Consider the following 22,048-nt stretch of genomic DNA (forward strand, 5'->3'; position numbering starts at 1 on the left):
GCGGGGCGCACCCGGTGCGCCGCCGGATCCAGAATAATCGGGATCCGGCCGAACGGGGCAGGGGGCTCAGCCGTTCTCCGTGGCGTCCTTCACTCCGCTGCCGTGGAGTTCGGTGAGGGCACGGAGTGCGCGGGCGTCACGAATGGCCTGTTTCTTGGCCATTCCGGGCTGGATGCCGAGCGCGGGCATGCTGGTGCCGTCGCTGAGGTCGAGGAAGACCCAGGGGTCGCCGGCACGGAGATTGACGCGGAGGATCTCGGCCCAGGCCAGCCGGCGCGAACGGGTGATGTTGACGACCGTGACCCCGGTCTCGTCGGCGGTGACACGGGGCCTGCTGAGCAGGACGAGGACGCCGAGGAAGAGCAGGGCGACGAAGACGAAGCTGGCCCGCTCCCCCGCGCCGAGGTTCTCCAGGATCATCGCGACCGCCGTGATGACGACGAAGGTCGCCGCCCCCACGGTCAGCAGGACCACCCGGGTGAGGGTGGGCCTGAAGGTGGCCGGAAGGGCGGGGAGTTCGTTCGGCCTGGGCGAGGGGGCGGGCATGGCGGCGCTGTGGTCCTTAGAGGTGCTGGTGCCGGCCGTCAGAGGCGGCAGGCGTGGATGGCCGTGGTGAGGATGGCGCGCGCACCCAGCTCGTACAGGTCGTCCATGATCCGCTGGGCCTCCTTGGAGGCGACCATGGAGCGGACGGCGACCCAGCCCTCGTGGTGCAGCGGGGAGATCGTCGGCGACTCCAGGCCCGGGGTGAGGGCTACGGCGCGCTCCAGGTGCTCGACGCGGCAGTCGTAGTCCATCATCACGTAGCTGCGGGCGACCAGGACGCCCTGCAGCCGGCGCAGGAACTGCTGCACCTTGGGGTCGTCGTCGACGGCCCCCCTGCGGCGGATCACAACGGCTTCCGACGTCATGATCGGCTCGCCGATGATCTCGAGCCCCGCGTTGCGCATGCTGGTGCCGGTCTCGACGACGTCCGCGATGACCTGGGCGACACCGAGCTCGATGGCGGTCTCGACCGCACCGTCGAGGTGGACGACGGAGGCCTTCACCCCGGCATCGGCCAGGTGCGCGGCGACGATGCCCTCGTAGGACGTGGCGATCGTCATGCCGTCGAAGTCCTGGGGGCCGGCGGCCGTGCCCGGCTTGGTGGCGTAGCGGAAGGTCGACCGGGCGAAGCCGAGCTGGAGGATCTCCTCGGCGTCGGCACCGGAGTCCAGCAGCAGGTCGCGGCCGGTGATCCCGATGTCCAGGCGGCCGGAGCTGACGTAGATCGCGATGTCGCGCGGCCTCAGGTAGAAGAACTCCACCTCGTTGGTGGGGTCGACGAGGACGAGCTCCTTCGACTCCTTGCGCTGCCGGTAACCCGCCTCATGGAGCATCGCCATCGCAGGCCCGGAGATTGCACCCTTGTTGGGGACGGCGATGCGCAGCATGAGGTCAGGTTTCCTTTGTGCGGAGGGGTTCCGGGAACGTACGTGCGGGTCGTGCTCAGAGGTGGGCGTAGACGTCGTCGAGGGAGATCCCGCGGGCGACCATCATCACCTGGACGTGGTAGAGCAGCTGCGAGATCTCCTCGGCAGCGGCTTCCTTGCCCTCGTATTCGGCGGCCATCCAGACCTCGGCGGCCTCCTCGACGACCTTCTTGCCGATGGCATGCACGCCCTTGCCCACCAGCTCGGCGGTGCGGGAGGTGGAGGGGTCGCCGTCGGCGGCCTTGAGCTGGAGCTCGGCGAAGAGCTCTTCGAAGGTTTTGTTCGCCATGATGGTCCTTAGAATACGGGGTCCCGGACCGCTGCTCAGCGCCAGGGTTCGCTGACGGTGCGCAGTGTGGCCGCGGTGGCCACCGCCGCGGTGACCGCTTCGTGGCCCTTGTCCTCGTTGGACCCCTCGAGTCCGGCCCGGTCCAGGGCCTGTTCCTCGTTGTCACAGGTGAGCACGCCGAAGCCGACGGGAACCCCGGTGTCGACCGTGACCTGGGTGAGGCCGTTGGTCACGCCCTGGGACACGTATTCGAAGTGCGGGGTGCCGCCGCGGATGATCACCCCGAGGGCGACGATCGCGTCATAGCCGCGGCCCGCGAGCACCTTGGCCACCACCGGGAGCTCGAAGCTGCCGGGGACCCGCAGCAGCGTCGGCTCGTCGATGCCCAGGTCGTGCAGGGCGCGCAGGGCCCCGTCGACGAGCCCGTCCATGACCTGCTCGTGCCACTGGGCCGCGATGACCGCCACCCGCAGGTCTCCGCAGTTACGTACGGACAGTTCGGGTGCACCCTTGCCGCTCATGTCTCTCCTGTGTGTTCGTCGGTGCTTACTGGTTGCCGCAGGCGGACGCGGTGGCGTCGAGCCAGGGCAGGTCGTGGCCCATCCGGTCGCGCTTGGTGCGCAGGTACCGGAGGTTGTGCTCGCCGGCCTGGACGGGCATGGGCTCGCGCCCGGTGACCTCGAGTCCGTGGCGTACGAGCGCGGCGGTCTTGTCCGGGTTGTTGGTCATCAGCCGCAGGGTGCGCACCCCGAGGTCCCGCAGGATCTGGGCGCCCGCCGCGTAGTCCCTGGCGTCGGCAGGGAGGCCGAGTTCGAGGTTGGCGTCGAGGGTGTCGGAGCCACGCTCCTGCAGTTCGTACGCGCGCAGCTTGGAGAGCAGCCCGATGCCGCGGCCCTCGTGGCCGCGCAGATAGACGACGACCCCGCGGCCCTCGGCCGTGACGCGCTCCATCGAGGTGTGCAGCTGTGGACCGCAGTCGCAGCGCTGCGACTGGAAGATGTCGCCGGTCAGGCATTCGGAGTGGACCCGGACGAGGACGTCCTGGCCGTCGCCGATGTCACCGTGGACGAGTGCCACGTGCTCGACGCCGTCGACGGTGGAGCGGTAGCCGTACGCGGTGAACGGGCCGAAGGTGGTGGGCAGCCGGACCTCGGCCTCGCGGCGGACCGTGGGCTCGGAGCTGCGGCGGTAGGCGATCAGGTCCTCGATGGAGATGATCGTGAGGCCGTGCTTGCGCGCGAAGGGAACGAGTTCGGGCAGCCGCAGCATCACCCCGTCCTCGCCGGCGATCTCGACGATGGCGCCCGCGGGGCGCAGTCCGGCGAGCCGGGCCAGGTCCACGGCGGCCTCGGTGTGACCGTTGCGGACGAGGACACCGCCGGTGCGGGCGCGCAGCGGGAAGACGTGGCCGGGCCGCACGAAGTCACCGGGGCCTGCCTTGCCGCCCGCCAGCATCCGGAGCGTGGTGGCGCGGTCGGCCGCGGAGATCCCGGTGGTCACGCCGTGCTCCGCGGAGGCGTCCACGGAGACGGTGAAGGCGGTCTTCATCGACTCGGTGTTGTGGGTGACCATCTGCGGGAGTTCGAGGCGCTCCAGCTCGTCGTTCTCCATGGGCGCGCAGATCAGGCCGCGGCACTCGCTCATCATGAAGGCGACGATCTCGGGGGTCGCCTTCTCGGCGGCGATGACGAGGTCGCCCTCGTTCTCCCGGTCCTCGTCGTCGACGACGACGACGGGCCGGCCGGCGGCGATGTCGCGGATCGCCTGCTCGACGGGGTCGAGCGAGAGGTCCTCGCGGGTGCGGTCGTGCAACCAGGTGGGCTGGGCAGTCATGCCGTGGCTCCTTCCAGAGCTGGTGTCCGCGTACGCAGCCACCAGTCGCGCATGCCCCACAGGACGAGGGCGCCGTAGACGACGTAGATGAGACCGGAGAAGGCGAGGCCGCTGTGGAAGTTGAGCGGTACGCCGACGAGGTCGACGAGCAGCCAGGCGAACCAGAACTCGACCATGCCGCGCGCCTGGGCGATCATCGCCACGAGGGTGCCGGCGAAGATGTAGGCGTCGGCCCACGGGCTCCAGGAGAGCGACGGGAAGGCCGTGAACAGCCCGCCGACGGCGAGCGTGCCGAGCGCGGCGCCGCCCACCAGGTACCCACGCTCGCGCCAGGTGGCGAAGCGCACGGCGAGGGTGCCGTCCTGCGCCTGCTGCCTGCCGCGGGTCCACTGCTGCCAGCCCCAGACGGCCACGGCGATGACGATCAGCTGCTTGCCGACGCTGCCCGCCTGCTGCACGGAGACGTTCGCGGCGACCAGGACGACGCCGGACAGGAGCTGGGCGGGCCAGGTCCACACCGAGCGGAGCCAGCCGAGGGCCAGGGCGATCAGGCCGATCGTGTTGCCGATCATGTCCGACCAGATGATGTGCTGGTCGAAGGCGGTGAACGCCTCCGAGTTCAGCCAGTCCAGGGCGCTCATGCGACCGGCTCCCCGGGCGCGGGGGCGGTGCCGTGGGCGAGCAGCCGTTCGACGTACTTGGCGAGGACGTCCACCTCGAGGTTGACCGGGTCGCCGGGGACCTTGAGGCCGAGCGTGGTCAGCGCGAGTGTGGTGGGGATGAGGCTGATCGTGAAGAAGTCGGGCCCCGCGTCGACGACGGTCAGGCTCACCCCGTCGACGGTGATCGAGCCCTTCTCCACGACGTAGCGGGTCAGACCTGCGGGCAGGGAGATCGTGACGAGCTCCCAGTTCTCGGAGACCTTGCGCTCGACGATGTGGCCGGTGCCGTCCACGTGCCCCTGGACGATATGGCCGCCGAGGCGGCCGCCGAGCGCCATGGGGCGCTCCAGGTTGACCCGGGAGCCGGCCGCCAGCGCGCCGAGGCTGGAGCGGTCCAGCGTCTCGGCCATGACGTCGGCGGTGAACTCGTTCTCCCCGAGGTCCACGACGGTGAGGCAGACGCCGTTGACGGCGATGGAGTCGCCGTGTTTGGCGCCCTCGGTCACCACGGGGCCCCGCAGTCGGAAACGGGAGGCGTCCTCGAGCTTCTCGACGGCCGTGACCTCACCCAGTTCTTCGACGATTCCGGTGAACACTCAGTTTCCCTTCCGAGCAGGAACGGGGACGGCGGTGATGCGCAGATCGGGGCCGAGACGGACGGTCTCGGTCACGTCGAGGCGCAACGCCCGGGAGATGGTGGAGATTCCGGCGTCGGCGAGGGCCGCCGGGCCCGCGCCGAGGAGAACCGGGGCGAGATAGCCGACGACGGTGTCGACTGCTCCCGCGGCGACGAAGGCGCCGGCCAGGACCGGACCGCCCTCGAGGAGTACGGAGCGGACGCCGCGCCCGTGGAGGGCGGCCAGCAGGGCATGGATGTCGAGGCCGGGGCCGGCGGCGGCGCGCGGCAGACGCAGCACGACCTCCTCGGGGAGGTGGCCGGCCTCGGCGTCGTCGGCGACCGCGATCAGGGTGGGAGCGGTGTCGTCGAGGACCCGGGCCCCGGGCCGGACAGCGGTGGCGCCCGTGTCGACGACCACCCTGAGCGGCTGGGAGGCGCCCTCGATGCCGCGTACGCCCAGCTGGGGGTCGTCGGCGCGGGCGGTGCCCGAGCCGACCACGACGGCGTCGGCCTCGGCACGGAGCCGGTGGACGTCGGCGCGGGCCTCGGGTGAGGTGATCCAGCGGCTGGTGGCGTCGGCGGCGGCGATCCGGCCGTCGAGGGTGGCCGCGTACTTCCACAGGACGTACGGGCGGCCGAGGCGGACCGAGGTGAGCCAGGCGGTGTTGCCGGTCTCCGCCTCGTCGGCGAGGAGGCCCTGCTCCACCTGGATCCCGGCGGCACGCAGCGTGTCCGCACCGCCCGTGGCCTGCGGGTTCGGGTCGCCCACCGCGTAGACGACCCGGCTGACGCCGGCCTCGGTGAGTGCCTGGGCGCAGGGACCGGTGCGTCCGGTGTGGTTGCAGGGTTCGAGGGTGACGAAGGCGGTGCCGCCCCGGGCGCGCTCGCCGGCCTCGCGCAGGGCGTGGATCTCGGCGTGCGGTCCTCCGGCACGCTGGTGGAAGCCCTCACCCGCCTGTTCCCCTGCGGCGTCGAGAATGACGCAGCCGACGACGGGATTGGGGCTGGTGGCGCCGAGTCCGCGGGCCGCGAGCGTGATCGCCCGCCGCATGGCGTTGTTTTCGGCTGCGGTGGCCACCGGATCCTCCTGCCTCTTCGGGCACGGACTCCGGGGCCTGTCGAGGACGACAGAAGAAACGGAACGCGACAGGGGACGCCGGAGACCGAGGAACGGATGTGACCGTCCCGGGGCATCCCGGAACGCATCCGCCTACGGCGGCGTACCTGTGACGGCCCGCCGCGCACTGCCTCCCATCCGGACTTTCACCGTCGGTCCAGGAATCTCACCTGGTCAACCGGCCGCTGGATGCGGACGGGTCGCGGACTATAACCGCCGGTTCGGAATTACACCGACCCCGGAGTGCGCTGCTGCTGGTACAGGGTCATTCTGCCACGTTCGGCCATGGTCCATACGGGTGCCCTCTGTGGAACAGCTCACAAGCCACTGGGGGCCCTTCGCGGAACACTCCCCCCTCCCGGCTGGTCCATACCTATTGACTCATTGGTCTAGTCCTCTTAATCTCTGCGTCACCTCCGAGGAACGTCGTCCGGGTGTGCGCACACCCGGACACCGCGCAACCCATCCCCATTTGCCAGTTGTGTTCTGCCGACCTCCCCAGGAGGAACAACACATGCTGTCCCCCACCCGCGCGAGAGCCACCCTGATGGCAGCCGGCGCCGCCGCCGCACTGCTGCTGGGCTCTCTCACCGCGTCCCCCTCGGCCGCCGCCGACCAGGAGTCCTGTCGGCCCGACGGGCTCTACGAGACCCCCGGCGTCGACGTGCCGTACTGCTCGGTCTACGACAGCGAAGGCCGCGAGAAGATGGGCGCCGACCACCAGCGGCGTGTCATCGGGTACTTCACGAACTGGCGTACCGGCAAGGACGGCAAGCCCGCCTACCTCGCCTCGGACATTCCGTGGGACAAGGTCACCCACCTGAACTACGCCTTCGCTCACGTCGACGGAGCCAACAAGATCTCCGTAGGCACCGATGGCCCCGACAACGCCTCCACCGGGATGACCTGGCCGGGCGTCGCGGGAGCCGAGATGGACCCCGCCCTTCCGTACAAGGGTCACTTCAACCTGCTCAACAAGTTCAAGAAGCAGCACCCGGACGTGAAGACCCTGGTCTCCGTGGGCGGCTGGGCCGAGACCGGCGGCTACTTCGACGACAACGGCGACCGGGTGGACTCGGGCGGCTTCTACTCGATGGCCACCAACGCCGACGGCTCGGTGAACCAGAGCGGCATCAACACCTTCGCCGACTCCACGGTCGCCTTCATCAAGAAGTACGGGTTCAACGGGGTCGACATCGACTACGAGTACCCGACGACGATGAAGGACGCGGGCAACCCGCTGGACCACACCCTGGCCAACGCCCGCCGCGCCGGCCTCGTCAAAAGCTACGGCGCCCTGATGAAGACGCTGCGCGAGAAGCTCGACCGCGCCTCCGCCGCCGACGGCACGCACTACCTGCTGACGGTCGCGGCCCCCTCCTCCGGCTATCTGCTGCGCGGGATGGAGACCTTCCAGGTCCAGAAGTACCTGGACTACGTGAACATCATGTCCTACGACCTGCACGGCGCCTGGAACGAGTACGTCGGGCCCAACGCCTCGCTCTTCGACGACGGCAAGGACGCCGAACTGGCGCAGGCCGGTGTCTACTCGACCTCCCAGTACGGCGGCGTCGGCTACCTCAACACGGACTGGGCCTACCACTACTTCCGGGGCTCCATGCCGGCCGGCCGGATCAACATCGGACTGCCCTACTACACCCGCGGCTTCAAGAACGTGCAGGGCGGCACGAACGGACTGTGGGGCAAGGCCGCCACCACGGACTGCCCGGCGGGCGCGGGCCTGACCAAGTGCGGTGACGGCGCGGTCGGCATCGACAACCTCTGGCACGACCTGGACACGAACGGCAGGGAGTCCCCGGCGGGTTCCAACCCGATGTGGCACGCGAAGAACCTGGAGAAGGGGGTCGTCGGTGACTACGTCACCCAGTACGGCCTGCCCGCGTCCACGCAGCTGACCGGCACCTACGTCCGCAACTACGACTCGACACTCGTCGCGCCCTGGCTGTGGAACGCCCAGAAGAAGGTGTTCCTGTCCACCGAGGACGAGCAGTCGGTGACCACCAAGGCCGACTACGTCGTCGACAGGGGCATCGGCGGCACGATGATCTGGGAGCTCGCCGGCGACTACGCCTGGAACGCGGCCAAGGGGCAGTACGAGCCGGGCTCCACTCTGACCTCGGCCATGTACGACGCCTTCAAGTCGGCCGCCCCCTACGGCGCGAAGCGGTCCACCATCGACCTGCCGTCAGAAGCGCTCGACATCGACGTGTCGTTCGACCAGTTCCCGCTCGGGGACTCGAACTACCCGATCAGCCCGAAGCTGAAGATCACCAACAACACGACGGCCACCCTGCCGGGCGGCACGGAGTTCCAGTTCGACTACGCGACCTCCGCCCCGGCCAACGCCAAGGACCAGTCCGGATTCGGGACGAAGATCGTACGCAGCGACCACACCGCGGCGAACAACGTCGGCGGGCTGAAGGGCGACTACAACCGGGTCTCGCTGAAGCTGCCGTCCTGGCAGACGCTGGCCCCGGGAGCCTCCGTACAGCTGGACTTCGTCTACTACCTCCCGACGTCGACCCCGTCCAACTGGACGGTGACCTTCGGCGGGTCCACATACGCCCTCGCCGGTGACCTGGCCCGGGGCACCACCGTGGTCCAGCCGGGGGCGGGTAGCACGCCCACACCGACCCCGACGCCCACCTCCTCCGCGACTCCCTCCCCGACGCCGAGTCCGACCTCGACCTCGGGTCCGGGCGGCAGCTGCTCCGCGACGGCATGGAGCGCCACGGCCGAGTACGGGGGCGGGGCGACGGTGAGCCACGGCTCGCACACCTGGAAGGCCCGGTGGTGGACCAAGGGCGAGACCCCCGGCACCACCGGTGAGTGGGGCGTCTGGCAGGACCTCGGGGCCTGCTGATACCGCTCCCGCACCCCACCGCCCCGCGGTGACCGGCAGGACGCCGGTCACCGCGGGGCCGGCGTCGTGTCGGCGGACGCTCTTCCGTACGAGGGGAGCCAACCAGCAGCGTTGAAATGACAGGGCCGGCCGCCCTCGATGAGGTTGACCGCCGATGGCAGACCGAGACTTCCGGCCGACTGATCACTCCAGGAGTCAGAGAGTTCCTCATTCTGCCGCCCGGAGGCGGGGGTGCCTCTGTCGGATGGGTTCGGGTGAGCGACGCCGCAAGAATTCCTCTGCCCTCCCGTATCGCAGAGTTGACCGGGTCGCCAGAACTCCTGAGCCTGTCAGGCGACGGAAGCTACCTGTGCGCGGTCACCGAGGAAGACGACGAATACTGGATCTTCGTTCGTCGACCGGGGCAGTACCCCCACTGCGTTTGGAATGGCGATGACATCCCAGGCACAGCTGCGTGGGCCGCTGTCGTCGGCACCGCGGGTCGTCTTCACCCTCCCGGGGCGAAAAGTGCCTCCTGGGCGGACTCCCGTGCCGCGAACAGCGCGCCGCGCAGGACCGCCCCGCCACCGAGCGTCCCGGCCCTGACCTCCGTACGGAGAGGAGACATCCGGGCCAGTCGCTCCTCCACCCGCGCGGCGAGGACGTCACCGCCGGCGCGGCCGACCTCACCGGCGAGGACGAGGCAGCCGGGGTCGAGCACGGAGACGACGGAGGCGGCTCCGAGGGCGAGGAGGCCGGCGAGCGCCTCCAGGAAGGCCTCACCGCCCGTGCCGGCGCGCAGCGCGGCCCGTACGGCGAACGCGGCGGCGGGGTCCTGCTCCTGCGTCGTCTCCTCCGGCGAGCCCCAGGCCCGGATGCCGTGCCGCGCGGCCAGCTCACAGACGGCGGCCGAGCCGACCAGGGAGTGGAATCCTCCCTCGCAGTTGACCGACGAGGGGACCCCGGAGGTGCCGGGCACCGGCAGGAACCCGATCTCCCCGGCGCCGCCCGACGCGCCGCGCCGCAGCTTCCCGTCGAGCATGACGGCGGCTCCGATGCCGTGGCCGAGCCAGAGCAGGACGAAGGTGTCCCGGTCCTGGGCGGCCCCGATGCGGTGTTCGGCGACGGCGGCCAGGTTGGTCTCGTTCTCCACGAGGACGGTCGCCGACAGGCGCTGCTGGAGCTCCGTGACCAGCCCTCTGTGCCAGGCGGGAAGTCCGGCGGTGTTCCTGAGCTCGCCGGTGACCGGGTCGATCAGGCCCGGGGCGCCGACACCGACGCTGTGGAGGGGCGCCGTCCCGGCGGTACGGGCGGTGCGCTCCAGCATCGCCACGGCCCGCTCGACGGCGGGCCGTGTCCCGGTGTCGCTGCCGATCGGCAGGGTGGCCTCGGCGAGCGTGACGCCGAGCAGGTCCGCGACGACCACGGCGACGCTGTCCGTCCGCACGTCGAGGGCGGCCAGGTGCGCGCGGTCGGCGACGATCCCGTACAGCCGGGCATTGGGTCCGCGGCGGTCCGCGCCGCTCTCCCCGACGACCTGGATCAGTCCGGCGCCCTGGAGGCGGTCCACCAGGTCGGCGACCGTGGGACGGGACAGACCGGTCAGGGTCTTCAGCTGAGTGGCCGTCAGCGGGCCGTCCCGCTGGAGCAGTCGCAGGGCGAGCCGGTCGTTGAGGGCCCGGGCGGTGCTCGGGGATGCGGGCATGCCGGGATCCTTCCAGATCTCTGACGGTCCGCTGCCATGGGGGTTATTTATCAGGCAGGCTTCCTGATAGTTTACGCCCCGCACCGCGCGATGCCCGCCGGAGACACGGCGGGCCAGGATTCCCAGGGGAGGGCACGGCGCATGACAAAGGACTCAGCGGTCCCGGTCTTCGACACGGAGCAGGTCAGGCGGGCCAGATACGCCGTCGCCGCGGTCTTCGCCGTGCACGGGGCGGTGACCGGCAGCTTCGCGACCCGGGTCCCCTGGATCCAGGACCACGCCTCGGTGAGCGCGGGCCAGCTCGGCCTCGCTCTCGCCTTCCCCGCCATCGGCGCCTCATTGGCCATGCCGCTGGCCGGCCGGGTCAGCCACCGGTTCGGGACGCGTACGGCCCTGCGGGGACTGCTGGCGCTCTGGACCCTGGCACTGATCCTGCCCGCCCTGGCCCCGAACCTGCTCACGCTCTGCCTCGCCCTGTTCGCGTACGGGGCATCGGCGGGGATGTCGGACGTGGCGATGAACGCCCTCGGCGTGGAGGTGGAGAACCGCCTCGACCGGTCGATCATGTCGGGGCTGCACGGCATGTGGAGCGTGGGCGCCCTGCTCGGCTCGGCGGCGGGCACGGTCGCGGCGCACGCCGGGGCAGATGCCCGGCTGCACCACACCGTGGCCGCACTCGTGCTGACGGTGCTCGGTCTGGCCGCCTGCCAGGGCGTCCTGGACCTGCACAGCGAGCCGGACGAGGAGCCGCCGCCGCGCTTCACCCTGCCGCCGAAGTCCGCGCTGGTCATCGGCGCGGTGGGCTTCTGTGCGGTGTTCGCCGAGGGGGCCAGCATGGACTGGTCCGCGGTCTATCTCCGGGACATCATGGGCAGTTCGGCGGGGCTCGCGGCAGCGTCGACCACGGCCTTCGCCCTCATGATGGCTGTCGCCCGGATCGCCGGTGACAAGGTCGTCGACCGCTTCGGCGCGGTGCGGACCGTGCGCGTCGGAGGCGCCCTGGCCACGGCCGGCGGGCTGCTGGTGGTCCTGGCGTCCGGCCCGGCCCTCGCGCTGTGCGGTTTCGGGCTGCTCGGCCTCGGCGTGGCGGTCGTCGTACCGCTGGCCTTCGCGGCGGCCGCACGCACCGGCACGAACCCGAGCCGGGCCATCGCGGGGGTCGCCACCATCACCTACACCTCCGGGCTCATCGCACCCTCCGCGATCGGCTCGCTTGCGGAAGCGACCTCCCTGCTCGCGTCGTTCGGCGTGGTGACGGCGCTGACCTTCGGGCTGGTGCTGGGGGCCGGCGTCCTGAAGGCGGGTGACCGCAAGGTCACGGAGAGCGGCGCACCGCAGCCGGCACCGGCCCGGAGCCCGGCGGGCGGCTGACGGCAGCGGAGCCGCGACGCCGGCCGGGCGCAGGCCCGGGGCGGCGCGGGGCCGACGGGACAGGGGCGGAATCGAGGCTTCGGAACATGAGATTCCGCTTGCGGCGGGGCCGAGCGCGAGGCACCCGGCCCACGGCACTAGCATGGCTCTGATCTTTTTCCGCGGGCGGACCCCAGGGCGCACCGCACACACCAATCAGGGAGCGACCATGGGCCTCGGCGTGCGCTGGACCTTGCACGGCGACGGCAAGAGCCTCGCACTGGGCGAGGTCGTACGACCGGATGAGCGGCTCACCTGGGGCCGCACCGCCGGCCTCGGCGCGCAGCACGTGGTCTCGATGATCGGGGCCTGCTTCGTCGCCCCGATCTTGATGGGGCTGGACGCCAACCTCGCCGTCATGGCATCCGGTGCGGCCACCATCCTGTTCCTGCTGATCACCCGTGGCCGTATCCCCAGCTATCTCGGCAGCAGCCTGTCGTTCATCGGCGTGGCCGCGGTCATCAAGACGCAGGGCGGCGACGCGGCAACCCTCACCGGGGCACTGCTGGTCGTCGGAGCGGTCCTCTTCCTGTGCGGGGCGATCGTTCGCGCCCTGGGTGCCCGTGTCATCCACGCCGTCCTGCCGCCGGTGGTCACCGGCGCGGTGGTCATGCTCATCGGGTTCAACCTGGCTCCCGTCACCGCCGGCACCTACTGGCCCCAGGATCAGTGGACCGCGTTGCTCACCATGCTCTTCACCGGCTTCGCTCTCGTGGTCCTGCGTGGCTTCTGGTCCCGTATCGCGATCTTCCTCGGCCTGGCCTTCGGCTACCTGATCTCCTGGGTCTTCGACCGCGTCTTCGGCAAGATCCACTCCCCCGCCGGAGGCACCGAAGCGGTCGACCACTGGCGTCTTGACCTCTCCGGGGTGGCCAAGGCCGACTGGATCGGTTTTCCCACCTTCCACGCCCCGAGCTTCTCCCTCTCCGCGGTTCTCGTGGCTCTGCCCGTCGTCATCGCGCTCATCGCCGAGAACGCCGGACACGTCAAGGCCGTGGGCGAGATGACGGGCGACCCCCTGGACGACAAACTCGGCACAGCGATCATGGCCGACGGTGCCGCCACCGTGATGGCGACGTCCGTCGGTGGCCCCGCCACGACGACGTACGCCGAGAACATCGGCGTCATGGCCGCCACCCGCGTCTACTCGACCGCCGCCTACTGGTGCGCCGCCGGCTTCGCGATCCTGTTCGGACTCTGCCCCAAGTTCGGCGCCGTCGTGGCCGCCATCCCCGGCGGAGTCCTCGGCGGAATCACCGTCATCCTCTACGGCATGATCGGCCTGCTGGGCGCCCAGATCTGGGTCCGCTCCCGCGTCGACCTGTCCAACCCGCTCCACCTCGTGCCCGTAGCCGCAGGACTCATCGTGGGAATCGGCAACGTCAGCCTGACGCTCACCGACAACTTCGAGCTCAGCGGCATCGCGCTGGGGACACTGATCGTCGTCATCGGCTACCACGCCCTTCGGGCTCTGGCGCCTGCGCACATGAAGAATGAGCCGCCGCTCACCGAATCGGACAACCCGGGGTTCGACCACGGCCGACCGGGCGGATCTTGATCGCAGCCGCCGGCGGGCCGCAGGAAATCGCCCTGCCGAAGGGCATGTCGACGGCCGGTGTGATCTCCTCGACCTTCCCGCCGTGCTGAAGGCACCCGGCCGAACTCATCCCCGTAACGGAACATGCGCCGAGCGCAGGGATCCACTCGACACGGAGGTAGGGCGACTCGTCTCCCTCTCGGAGCAGGCGTCCGCGGGCAGGAGACGTGTCGGCTGCGGTGCCGCTCACAGGCGGTTCAGCGCCTCAGCGCTGTCCTGCCCGAAGCGGCAGCGCGGGAAAGCCTGCCGATGTTCGACGCATATAATCGGCCCCATGTCGAAGCCTGACGCGCTGCTTGTTGACGTTGCCGCCCTGGTGGAGTCCGGGCGCAGTAATCAGATGTCTCTGACCGTGGTCGCCGGAGGAGCTGTCATCACGGGCCGGCTGGCACCCGAAGCCGTCTGGAGGCAGCGGGTGTCGGATGTCCTTGCGGACTCGGCCCGCCTGGGCGACTTTTCCGCCATGTTCACGACCGCTGCACCCGAGGAAGGGCCGCCCACCCATCTGCACTTCCACGTGGCGCGGATTCTGCAGGGCACGGTGGGGATCCCGGAGACGGGCGGGATGTACCGGGTCGCGATCGAGGACGTCAGCGCCTGGACGATGGGCGACTTCAGCTACTCCGACCACTGACCCGCTGCCAGGCCGGTGCACCTCGATACGCGGTGAGGGTCCGGCCGGAGTGCTCCGGCCGGACCCTCACCCATGCTTGCCGACAGCTCGCGCCTGCCCGTCCGTCAGGCGGCCACAGGGGCGCCGAGCATCGCGGATGCGTGGTGCACCGGGTCGAGAACGCGGGTGGGTGCGGGGACCGGGGCCAGGTCGCGGCAGGTGAAGCCGAGCTGGGTCATGGCCCGCAGGACCTCTCCGGCGCTGAAGTCGCGGCGATCCTGGCGCGTGATGACCTGTCCGACCTGTTTGACGGGGTAGGTGCGTCGGCCGATGATCACGGACTCGCCGGGAGCGTGCTCGGGCTTGATGCCCTTCATCGATTCCAGGACGCCGCTCCTGGTGAGGTCGAACGGGAAGCGGGCGATGACACAGCGCATGATGCCTCACAGGGAGAGGAACGAAGAGGGAGTGGTTCTGCTGCGGATGGGACGGCTCAGCGGGCGAGGGCGAGGACGCCCAGGGCACTGCCGTGTTCGTCGACCACAGGCAGGGCATCGACGTCGGTGTAGCGCATCATGTGCCCGGCTTCGACCATGGTGGTCACGGGCGAGGTGAACGGCCCTCGGTCCCCGAGAATGTCCCGCAGCCGGACCCTGTCCGAGTACGCGGAGCCGTCACGAACTGCTGCGAGCTGAGACTGGGTGACCAGCCCGGTACACCGGCCTGAGCCGTCGCAGACAAGCAGATGCCCGGTACGGGCACTGGCCATGACGGACAGGGCCACCTCGACGGTCATGTCGTCGCAGACCTGCGGCCCGGTGGTGTCCATGGCGTCTGCCACCGTGTCGCCTCCGGCTGTGGCCTGGGTCGAGCGGGGCTGTATCTGGACCAGCGTCAAAAGGTGCCTCCTGCACAGGTGAGTCAGCTTCCGGATCACGAAGTTCTCAGGCCGCCGCGTCGAAGGCGGACTGATGTGCGGTCACGCGCCGGGCCGCGGAGGCGGGGCTGCGACGGCCTCGTGAAGGCGCGCTGCGCTGACGCCGCGCGGCCACCGGCGCGGTGATCGTCACGGGAATGCCGGAGGGGGTCTGTGCGCCGGTGATGCGGCCGAGTGCCTCCTCGCCGGAGCGGACCTGGGTGGTCTGGGGCACGATGCCGGCGGCGGCCATGAGGCGGGTCATGTCCCGGCGCTGGTTGGGGGTGACCAGGGTGACGACACTGCCGGACTCCCCGGCACGCGCCGTTCGGCCGCCGCGGTGCAGGTAGTCCTTGTGGTCGGTCGGCGGGTCGACGTTGACGACGAGGTCGAGGTTGTCGACGTGGATGCCGCGTGCGGCGACGTTCGTGGCCACGAGCACGGTGACGTGCCCGGTCTTGAACTGGGTCAGGGTCCGGGTGCGCTGCGACTGCGCCTTCCCGCCGTGCAGGGCCGCTGCCCTCACCCCGCTGGCCAGCAGGTGCTCGGTGAGCTTGTCCACGGCCCGCTTGGTGTCCAGAAACATGATGACCCGGCCTTCGCGAGCAGCGATCTCAGTCGTCGCTCGGTGCTTGTCGGTGCCGTGGACGTGCAGCACATGGTGCTCCATCGTCGTGACCGCGCCGGCGGAGGGGTCGACGGAGTGGACGACCGGGTCGCTGAGGTAGCGGCGGACCAAGCGGTCGACGTTGCGGTCCAGGGTGGCGGAGAACAGCATCCGCTGCCCCTCGGGGCGTACCTGGTCCAGGAGCGCGGTGACCTGGGGCATGAAGCCCATGTCAGCCATCTGATCGGCCTCATCGAGGACGGTGATCGCGACCTGGTCGAGCCGACAGTCACCCCGGTCGATGAGGTCCTTGAGCCGGCCCGGCGTCGCCACGACAACCTCCGCGCCACCGCGCAGCGCGTTGGCCTGCCTCCCGATCGACATCCCGCCGACGACGGTGGCAAGGCGCAGCCTCACCGAGCGGGCGTAGGGGGCCAGGGCGTCGGTCACCTGCTGGGCCAGCTCACGCGTCGGCACCAGGACCAGGGCCAGCGGCTGTCGGGGCTCGGCACGCTGACCGGCGGTGCGGGCCAGCAGAGCGAGGCCGAAAGCGAGGGTCTTGCCGGAGCCGGTGCGCCCACGTCCCAGGGCGTCGCGGCCCGCGAGGGTGTTGGGCAGGGTCGCACCCTGGATCGGGAACGGAACGCTCACCCCCTGCGCGGTCAGCGCCGCGAGCAGCTGCCCCGGCATGTCGAGGGCGGCGAACGTCTCGACGGCGGGCAGCGCGGGCGTGACCGTGACCGGCAGGGCGAACTCGCCCTGGACCGCGGCGGGCCGCCGCCCATGTCCACCCGAGCGGCCCGAACCGCCGGAACGGGCCGGGGAGGTCGAGGTGAAACGGCTACCGCCCCGGCCGGAGTCGGCGGTACGGCTACGGGCGCGGGAAGAGCGGTTGTTCGTACGTGTGGGGTTCATTCAGAACCTTCCTTGATACGGCACGCATCAAGGAATTCCCGCAGCGGAAGAACAGCGCAAGGAATCACAAGAACGGGCCGAGCGAAATGCAACAAATAAATGAGGCCGGCGATTTATCCCGGATCGGGATGCAGGCCGTGGAATGAGTGACGCCACAGGGGCGAGGAATCCAGCCCACTGGCACGTGGGACTCCGCAGGAGTGGGCGGCGGCTCTGCGGGCGGAGGTTCTGCCGCAGGTGGCACCGATCCGGGAGGATGCCCGGAGCCGGGTCCCGCACCCCGAAGGATGCGAGACCCAGCTACGAAGTGCGCGTCAGCGTCAGACGGGAACGATGTTCTCGGCCGTCAGGCCCTTCTGGCTCGGTGCGATGTCGAAGGTGACCTTCTGGCCTTCAAGGAGCTCGCGGAAGCCCTGGGCGGCGATGTTCGAGAAGTGGGCGAACACATCAGCGCCGCCACCGTCCTGCTCGATAAAGCCGAAACCCTTGGCCGCGTTGAACCACTTCACAGTGCCTGACGCCATGTCATATCTCCTTCAGGGGGCAGGTACGCCGAGACCCGTGAGGTACGGATCCCGCGTCGCCGCGATGATGCCCCGACCGGAGAAACCCGGAAACACAATGAAGCTTCCACTGGTCGAAAACACCCGAGCAGAAGCCTGAAGTTCTGGGAACCACAACTGCAACCGAGATCGACAGTAGCATGCCGTAATGATCCGCGTACGGCGAATAACGCCACTCTCTGCACCGCCGCAATAACACTCCCGGCGCGGCGCGTTAAACCCTCACGCCGTGGCCATAGATATTGGCCCGACCTGAGCACAGCGTTGCAGAAAGGACACTTACGCTTACAGCGCGAGGATGCCGACCATGCGAAGCAGGTCAGCGCGTCGCCCGCCGGACGAAGGACCAGGGAAGTCGCACCTGGCACAGCCCACCACAAACTGAGCAGTGCGCCTCCGGGCGCCGTTGGCGCTGCAGCCGGGGCCCTTGACTGTGTTGAAGTCAACCCGCAGACACCGCCGCGACCAGCCGATGGACATCCTGCGCGAATAAGCAGCGGCACGACAGAGCGCCAACGCCCAGGGCGAGAGCACACTTTCGAGCATGACAACCGCAGCGGCAGACAGCCCTTGAGCGCGCCCCCGGCAGGGATCAGCGGCCGGCGGGCTTCCACCGGTCGCGACGGGCTTCAGGCGGCGGATGGTGCGCTGGGCGGCGTGGTGTCCCGATGGTGTTCGGCGTTGATGCGCTGGGCTTCTTCGAGTTGGTCCTCGAGGATGACGATGCGGCAGGCGGCCTCGATCGGGGTGCCGGCGTCGACGAGCTCGCGGGCGCGGGCGGCGATGCGGAGCTGGTAGCGGGAGTAGCGACGGTGGCCACCCGCGGAGCGCAGGGGGGTGATGAGACGGGCTTCGCCGATGGCGCGAAGGAATCCCTGTGTGGTGTTGAGCATCTCAGCGGCCCGACCCATGGTGTAGGCGGGGTAGTCGTCGTCATCGAGACGGCCGAACGAGTCGCCTGCTGTCATCTGTACCTTCCTGTGGAACACGCGTCGGAGGGGCCCGGGGGCCAATTGGCACCCGGGCCCCGAAGGAACTGCTACACCATCAGCCGGCCTTGATCGGCTACGCCGGCTCTGTGTTTCCGCATACCTGCCGGGAAGAGGTCCGGGGGTTGCGGGGATCGCGGTTGCTTGACCGGAGACCACCTCACTATCGATGTCCTGCGGTACCCGGGCTCATAACGTTCACCCGGGCGATCCTGATGGCGCTCAACCCCTCCGTTCTTTTCCCTCTGGGCAAACTACTTCCGTACTCCTGGTGGCCTCTCACAGCGCCACTCCGGCAGCCAGCCCCGTCACCCGTCCTGCATCTGCTCTGGCTTGGAACCCCACTGCCGAACCTCGCGGCACGCGCGCCGCAGCCTGACGCCATTTACCGAGGAACCACTGGTACTGCGGACTGCACTCACCTACTGCGGCACTGCTGACGGCAGCCCCTGAAAACCGCGGGCCACCCGGTCCGGTCACCAGCCCCGTCGCCATCCTGCAACAACCCTGGCTTCGGAACTCCGCCACCGCACCGACCTGCACACTGCAACTGCTGGGTACTGCTGCCTGGCAGTTCATCTCTGCCAAACTCTGCTGTCCTTCTTGGCTACGAGAGAAACCATAACCACCCTGCACGTCAATGTCTACCTCAGTCGGAACAGATTTTCAGATGCTAGCCAGGGAGACTCACTACCCGGGCCACCGACGGTGTACGTGTAGGCCGTCCGGACCGAGCGCATCGGGCCCTGACCGGGAGCGCAACCCGAGCAGCCGGCCGCTCCGACTGCGCCGCCGATCCGGTGGACACGCTCCACAGTCGGGTCCGCATCCAGGTGGAGCTCGCCACCGAGGCGCCGCGCCAGGCGGCGGCACCTGGACCTGGTCACCTGCTGGGACAACAGCTCGTTGGCCATCCATGACAACAGCCCGCAGCCCCCTCGCGTGCGGGCCCTCGACCTGGAAGCCCGTCAGCCCCTCCTCGCCCGGTACGACGTCGCCCGAACACGCCGCTGAACGCAGCACGGTTGGTTGGGGCCTGGGCCCCCGCCGAGGGCGGGGGCCGGTCAGGACGCGACTAGGAGGATGGCGATGTAGTGCGCGGTGAACGCTGCCACGGTGAGCGCGTGGAAGACCTCGTGTCAGCCGAACCAGCGAGGCGAGGGTCGGGTCGCTGGATTGCGTAGACGACCGCGCCCGGCCTTCAACCGGACTCATGAGCGTCACCGGCAATCATGCGCCCATGCCAGAAAAGCCCACGCGAAATCCTTCAAGAGGTCCGGGAGAAAGGGATCGTCGCCGATACGGAACCGACGCCGCCAGACGAGCCCCCCGCGACCCCGAAGCCGGTTCGGCCTGCCGGAGCCGAGTAGACCGACCGGCCGTGGGGAACGATCAGGCTTCCGAACCGACATCTGCGCTCGCCCACCCGCAAGGATCGCCCATGCTCCCTGATGTTCGTCCCCACCTGTCCACTCCTCTGACCGATCAGTTGAAACATCAGCTGGGACCCGCTTCGGAATCCAGCCAGCTCGACGTGGAGCGCGTCGCAGGCATCGCGGTCGTCGCAGCAGCCCACTCCGGTGGCTACGCGGCAATCGGCCATCTCCTCGGACTGCTGTCCGCGCTCCCCGCCCCCACCGAGGCAGGAGAACGCTTCTGGTCGGACCTGTGGAGGTCTTCGGGAACCGCCTACCTGCTCCCCGCCACTATCAAGGCCGGCGTACTCGAATCACTGACCGGCGAGGGGACCACCCTGGCCCGGCAGATTCTCTCGGCCGTCGACGAGATGACCCCGCCCCAACGCCTCGCAGCCGGAGAGGTAGTCGGCCAAGCCCTCATCGAGTCCGACCACCTTCCCGACCTCAAGACACAGGTCATCGGCGAACTATGGCTCCGCGATCTCGAACTCACCGCCTGGCACGTCCTGCACGCCGACCACAGGTCCGACGATCCTGTTGGGCGGAGAGCCTTCCTCGACGCTTGGTCGAACGTCTGAAAGCAGGCTCTCGCGCCGGGCTCGGCAACGCGCGTCCGCGGCAGACGACAGCCGCAGGCTCGGGTTCGCACACCTGGGTCGTGAGTGAGGTGCCGTACCCCTGCGGCACACCACGAGGCGCTTCCCCTTAAAGCACTTGGCCCAGCCCGCAAACGGTCGCTGCACTCCCGCACACAGCGAGGGACCTGACGGCCGACGGCGACCCGCAGGCTGGTGGAACAGCGACAGGCAGCTACTGCTCAGAGGCTTCTTCCCCATGTCGGACCAGCACAGAAAGCCCTCCGGCCGAACCGCCCCTCCGCAGGCACCTGAAGCCTTCCCCTTCCCACGGAAGGCGCAGGCTTCCCTGAGGCAGCGTCAAACACGCTTGTCCACCGGCTGTCCACCGGTGGGGGCCTGACCCTCCCGCGAGGGCAACCACGGCCGCGCTGTCGGCGATGCTCTGCCGGAGAACGGCGAGCGAGGCGCCTGCACAGCCCGCCTGGCTCGCCGCGCCCGTTGGTCATCTCCGGGCGCTGACCGTGAATCGCGGCCGCCAGGCGGGAGCCCCCGTCAACGCCGGAAGCCCTGCTCACCACCGATCAAGTGGCGCGGTCCTGGGCCGGTGATGTGTTTGCCGAAGACCTGGATGCAGCCGGCCAGGTCCGGTTGGCTTTCGGGCTGCTGGACCTCCTCAACGAGTACTGGGTCACGTGCGAGATCAGGGTCGCGAATGAGGATGCGAAGAGTCCCCTACCGGCCGACGTGCTGTGGGACGGCTACCGTCGACGGCTGGAGGCGGACCAGGACACCGAGGCCATCACCTACTCGCTGTGGGTGGACCGGTTCGAGGACCACTTCACTTCCGCGCCGCCTTCGCCGAGGTTCTCGGTAGCGACGTCGACCGATGGCGGCCGAGCGATCGGAAGCCCTGGAGTGACCCCGCGTCCGGTGACGGCCCGCGGCTATCGGCCCGTGGCCAGCTCGTAGGCGTAGTCCGGGGTGAACGAACCGGCCGATCCCTTGCAGCCGTCCGACTCCCCCGGCAGCTTCACCCAGAGGTACGCGTCGATCCCGGACAGGCCGGTGTCCGTCGTCGGGGTCCTGCCGAGCGCCCGGCCCGCCGGGTCGCACCACTCCCCGGCCTCCGGCGCCCCGTTGCCGTTGCGGCTGGTGTCGATGACGGCGCCCAGCCGGGGCGGTCCGCCGAGGGCCGCGAGCACCCGACGGGCGTACGCGGTCTCGTCGGCGGTGCTGTGGAAGTTGGAGACATTGGTGAAGATGCCGTCGCCGCTCGTCGCGGCCCCCGCCCCGCGGAGCGCGGCGGCCTGCTTCGCCGCGCTGTGCCAGCCGGAGTGCCCGCCGTCGAAGTAGACCCTGGCCCGCGGGTTCGCGGCGTGCAGGGTGCGGCCCGCGCGGGCCAGCGACGCGAAGCGGTCGGCCCGCTCTCCGGCCGTGAGGCAGTCGGACAGGGCGATGGCGTCCGGTTCCAGGACCACGATGACCGGCCCGCTGCCGAGACCCGCGGCGAAGTCCTCCATCCACGCGTCGTAGGAGTCCAGGCCGGGTGCCCCGCCCTCGGAGGCACCCCCGCAGTCCCGGTCGGGGATGGCGTACGGCACGAGCACGGGCGTGCGGCCGGCGGCTGCCGCCGCGGCCGTCACCCTCCGGACCTGGCCGGTCACGGCACCGGGGTTGTACGCGGGGAACCAGACCGCGGCGGGCTGCGCGGCGATCCTGGACTCGATCAGCGGGCGACGCGGGTCGCCCCGGTGGGCGCCGACCCAGTCCAGGACCTGGGACTGCGGATGGCGGTAGAGCCCGGCCGTGACGGCCGGGGGCTCGGGCCGCTCGGGCGATGCGGCCGGGGCCGGGGCCGGGCTCCTGCGCGCGGTCCGGCTCG

Annotated in this window: 21 protein-coding genes, 1 pseudogene and 1 riboswitch; of the genes and pseudogenes, 6 read left to right on the forward strand and 16 right to left on the reverse strand. The window is 69.9% G+C overall.

Annotation, left to right across the window (positions count from 1 at the left end):
- Positions 1 to 66 precede the first annotated feature (66 nt).
- From B9S57_RS31285 to ribD, 8 genes are read right to left on the reverse strand one after another with little or no spacing between them, the layout of a single operon-like run.
- Positions 67 to 546 (reverse strand): PH domain-containing protein, encoded by a 480-nt coding sequence (locus B9S57_RS31285; protein ID WP_103760536.1) that lies wholly within the window; start codon positions 544 to 546, stop codon positions 67 to 69.
- A 38-nt stretch (positions 547 to 584) separates the two neighbouring features.
- Complete coding sequence (hisG, locus tag B9S57_RS31290) at positions 585 to 1,433, reverse strand: ATP phosphoribosyltransferase (RefSeq protein ID WP_103760537.1); 849 nt, start codon at positions 1,431 to 1,433, stop codon at positions 585 to 587.
- Between the two features lie 55 nt (positions 1,434 to 1,488).
- The gene (locus B9S57_RS31295; RefSeq protein ID WP_014157415.1) at positions 1,489 to 1,761 is read right to left on the reverse strand and encodes a phosphoribosyl-ATP diphosphatase; all 273 of its coding nucleotides are present in this window, start codon (positions 1,759 to 1,761) and stop codon (positions 1,489 to 1,491) included.
- Between the two features lie 35 nt (positions 1,762 to 1,796).
- Positions 1,797 to 2,282 (reverse strand): 6,7-dimethyl-8-ribityllumazine synthase, encoded by a 486-nt coding sequence (gene ribH / locus B9S57_RS31300; RefSeq protein ID WP_103760538.1) that lies wholly within the window; start codon positions 2,280 to 2,282, stop codon positions 1,797 to 1,799.
- Between the two features lie 25 nt (positions 2,283 to 2,307).
- On the reverse strand, positions 2,308 to 3,594 hold the full coding sequence (locus B9S57_RS31305) for a bifunctional 3,4-dihydroxy-2-butanone-4-phosphate synthase/GTP cyclohydrolase II (RefSeq protein WP_103760539.1): 1,287 nt from the start codon (positions 3,592 to 3,594) through the stop codon (positions 2,308 to 2,310).
- On the reverse strand, positions 3,591 to 4,235 hold the full coding sequence (locus B9S57_RS31310; RefSeq protein WP_103760540.1) for a nicotinamide mononucleotide transporter family protein: 645 nt from the start codon (positions 4,233 to 4,235) through the stop codon (positions 3,591 to 3,593). Before B9S57_RS31310 ends, B9S57_RS31305 begins: the two co-directional genes overlap by 4 nt.
- The gene (locus tag B9S57_RS31315; RefSeq protein ID WP_103760541.1) at positions 4,232 to 4,852 is read right to left on the reverse strand and encodes a riboflavin synthase; all 621 of its coding nucleotides are present in this window, start codon (positions 4,850 to 4,852) and stop codon (positions 4,232 to 4,234) included. The genes B9S57_RS31310 and B9S57_RS31315 overlap by 4 nt, the downstream gene beginning before the upstream one ends.
- A complete protein-coding gene (gene ribD, locus B9S57_RS31320) occupies positions 4,853 to 5,953 on the reverse strand; it encodes a bifunctional diaminohydroxyphosphoribosylaminopyrimidine deaminase/5-amino-6-(5-phosphoribosylamino)uracil reductase RibD (protein WP_103760542.1) in 1,101 nt (366 codons plus the stop codon).
- A 159-nt stretch (positions 5,954 to 6,112) separates the two neighbouring features.
- Positions 6,113 to 6,243, reverse strand: a riboswitch (FMN riboswitch).
- Between the two features lie 263 nt (positions 6,244 to 6,506).
- Here ribD and B9S57_RS31325 point away from each other — a divergent pair.
- Positions 6,507 to 8,876, forward strand: coding sequence for a chitinase C-terminal domain-containing protein (locus tag B9S57_RS31325; RefSeq protein ID WP_103760543.1), 2,370 nt, complete (start codon positions 6,507 to 6,509; stop codon positions 8,874 to 8,876).
- A 487-nt stretch (positions 8,877 to 9,363) separates the two neighbouring features.
- On the opposite strand, the gene B9S57_RS31335 is transcribed toward B9S57_RS31325, so the two are convergent.
- Complete coding sequence (locus B9S57_RS31335; protein WP_103760544.1) at positions 9,364 to 10,560, reverse strand: ROK family transcriptional regulator; 1,197 nt, start codon at positions 10,558 to 10,560, stop codon at positions 9,364 to 9,366.
- A 141-nt stretch (positions 10,561 to 10,701) separates the two neighbouring features.
- On the opposite strand from B9S57_RS31335, the gene B9S57_RS31340 reads away from it, so the two are divergent.
- The 3 genes from B9S57_RS31340 (at position 10,702) to B9S57_RS31350 (ending at position 14,201) form a co-directional block, all read left to right on the forward strand.
- Entirely contained in the window at positions 10,702 to 11,931 is a 1,230-nt protein-coding gene (locus B9S57_RS31340) for an MFS transporter (protein WP_103760545.1), read from the forward strand.
- A 208-nt stretch (positions 11,932 to 12,139) separates the two neighbouring features.
- Positions 12,140 to 13,528 carry a uracil-xanthine permease family protein gene (locus B9S57_RS31345; RefSeq protein WP_103760546.1) on the forward strand — a complete coding sequence of 463 codons (1,389 nt, stop codon included), beginning with the start codon at positions 12,140 to 12,142 and terminating at the stop codon, positions 13,526 to 13,528.
- A gap of 313 nt (positions 13,529 to 13,841) precedes the next feature.
- Complete coding sequence (locus tag B9S57_RS31350; protein ID WP_103760547.1) at positions 13,842 to 14,201, forward strand: hypothetical protein; 360 nt, start codon at positions 13,842 to 13,844, stop codon at positions 14,199 to 14,201.
- A gap of 104 nt (positions 14,202 to 14,305) precedes the next feature.
- Here the strand turns inward: B9S57_RS31350 and B9S57_RS31355 are convergent, their stop codons facing one another.
- The 6 genes and pseudogenes from B9S57_RS31355 to B9S57_RS36045 form a co-directional block, all read right to left on the reverse strand.
- A complete protein-coding gene (locus B9S57_RS31355; protein WP_103760548.1) occupies positions 14,306 to 14,617 on the reverse strand; it encodes an SCO5918 family protein in 312 nt (103 codons plus the stop codon).
- Positions 14,618 to 14,673: 56 nt separating this feature from the next.
- Positions 14,674 to 15,078 (reverse strand): CBS domain-containing protein, encoded by a 405-nt coding sequence (locus B9S57_RS31360; protein ID WP_103760554.1) that lies wholly within the window; start codon positions 15,076 to 15,078, stop codon positions 14,674 to 14,676.
- A 46-nt stretch (positions 15,079 to 15,124) separates the two neighbouring features.
- Positions 15,125 to 16,618, reverse strand: coding sequence for a DEAD/DEAH box helicase (locus B9S57_RS31365; protein WP_103760549.1), 1,494 nt, complete (start codon positions 16,616 to 16,618; stop codon positions 15,125 to 15,127).
- A gap of 320 nt (positions 16,619 to 16,938) precedes the next feature.
- Positions 16,939 to 17,142 carry a cold-shock protein gene (locus B9S57_RS31370; RefSeq protein WP_103760550.1) on the reverse strand — a complete coding sequence of 68 codons (204 nt, stop codon included), beginning with the start codon at positions 17,140 to 17,142 and terminating at the stop codon, positions 16,939 to 16,941.
- Positions 17,143 to 17,810: 668 nt separating this feature from the next.
- Positions 17,811 to 18,149, reverse strand: a complete 339-nt coding sequence (locus B9S57_RS31375; RefSeq protein ID WP_103760551.1) for a MerR family transcriptional regulator — start codon at positions 18,147 to 18,149, stop codon at positions 17,811 to 17,813.
- Between the two features lie 1,085 nt (positions 18,150 to 19,234).
- Positions 19,235 to 19,365: pseudogene (locus B9S57_RS36045) on the reverse strand (hemolysin III family protein); the annotation flags it as partial.
- A gap of 246 nt (positions 19,366 to 19,611) precedes the next feature.
- Between B9S57_RS36045 and B9S57_RS31385 the strand changes: the two are divergent.
- Both B9S57_RS31385 and B9S57_RS31390 read left to right on the forward strand, forming a co-directional pair.
- Positions 19,612 to 20,166: a hypothetical protein gene (locus B9S57_RS31385; RefSeq protein WP_181011545.1), complete on the forward strand. Its 555-nt coding sequence runs from the start codon at positions 19,612 to 19,614 to the stop codon at positions 20,164 to 20,166.
- Between the two features lie 585 nt (positions 20,167 to 20,751).
- The gene (locus B9S57_RS31390) at positions 20,752 to 21,135 is read left to right on the forward strand and encodes a hypothetical protein (RefSeq protein ID WP_258036716.1); all 384 of its coding nucleotides are present in this window, start codon (positions 20,752 to 20,754) and stop codon (positions 21,133 to 21,135) included.
- Here B9S57_RS31390 and B9S57_RS31395 read toward each other — a convergent pair.
- On the reverse strand, positions 21,111 to 22,048 hold a 938-nt coding region (locus tag B9S57_RS31395), incomplete at its 5' end, for a glycoside hydrolase family 6 protein (RefSeq protein WP_103760552.1). The two genes, B9S57_RS31390 and B9S57_RS31395, sit on opposite strands and share 25 nt — an antisense overlap.

Origin of the sequence: Streptomyces sp. SM10, assembly GCF_002910915.1 — a bacterium.
Classification (GTDB): domain Bacteria; phylum Actinomycetota; class Actinomycetes; order Streptomycetales; family Streptomycetaceae; genus Streptomyces.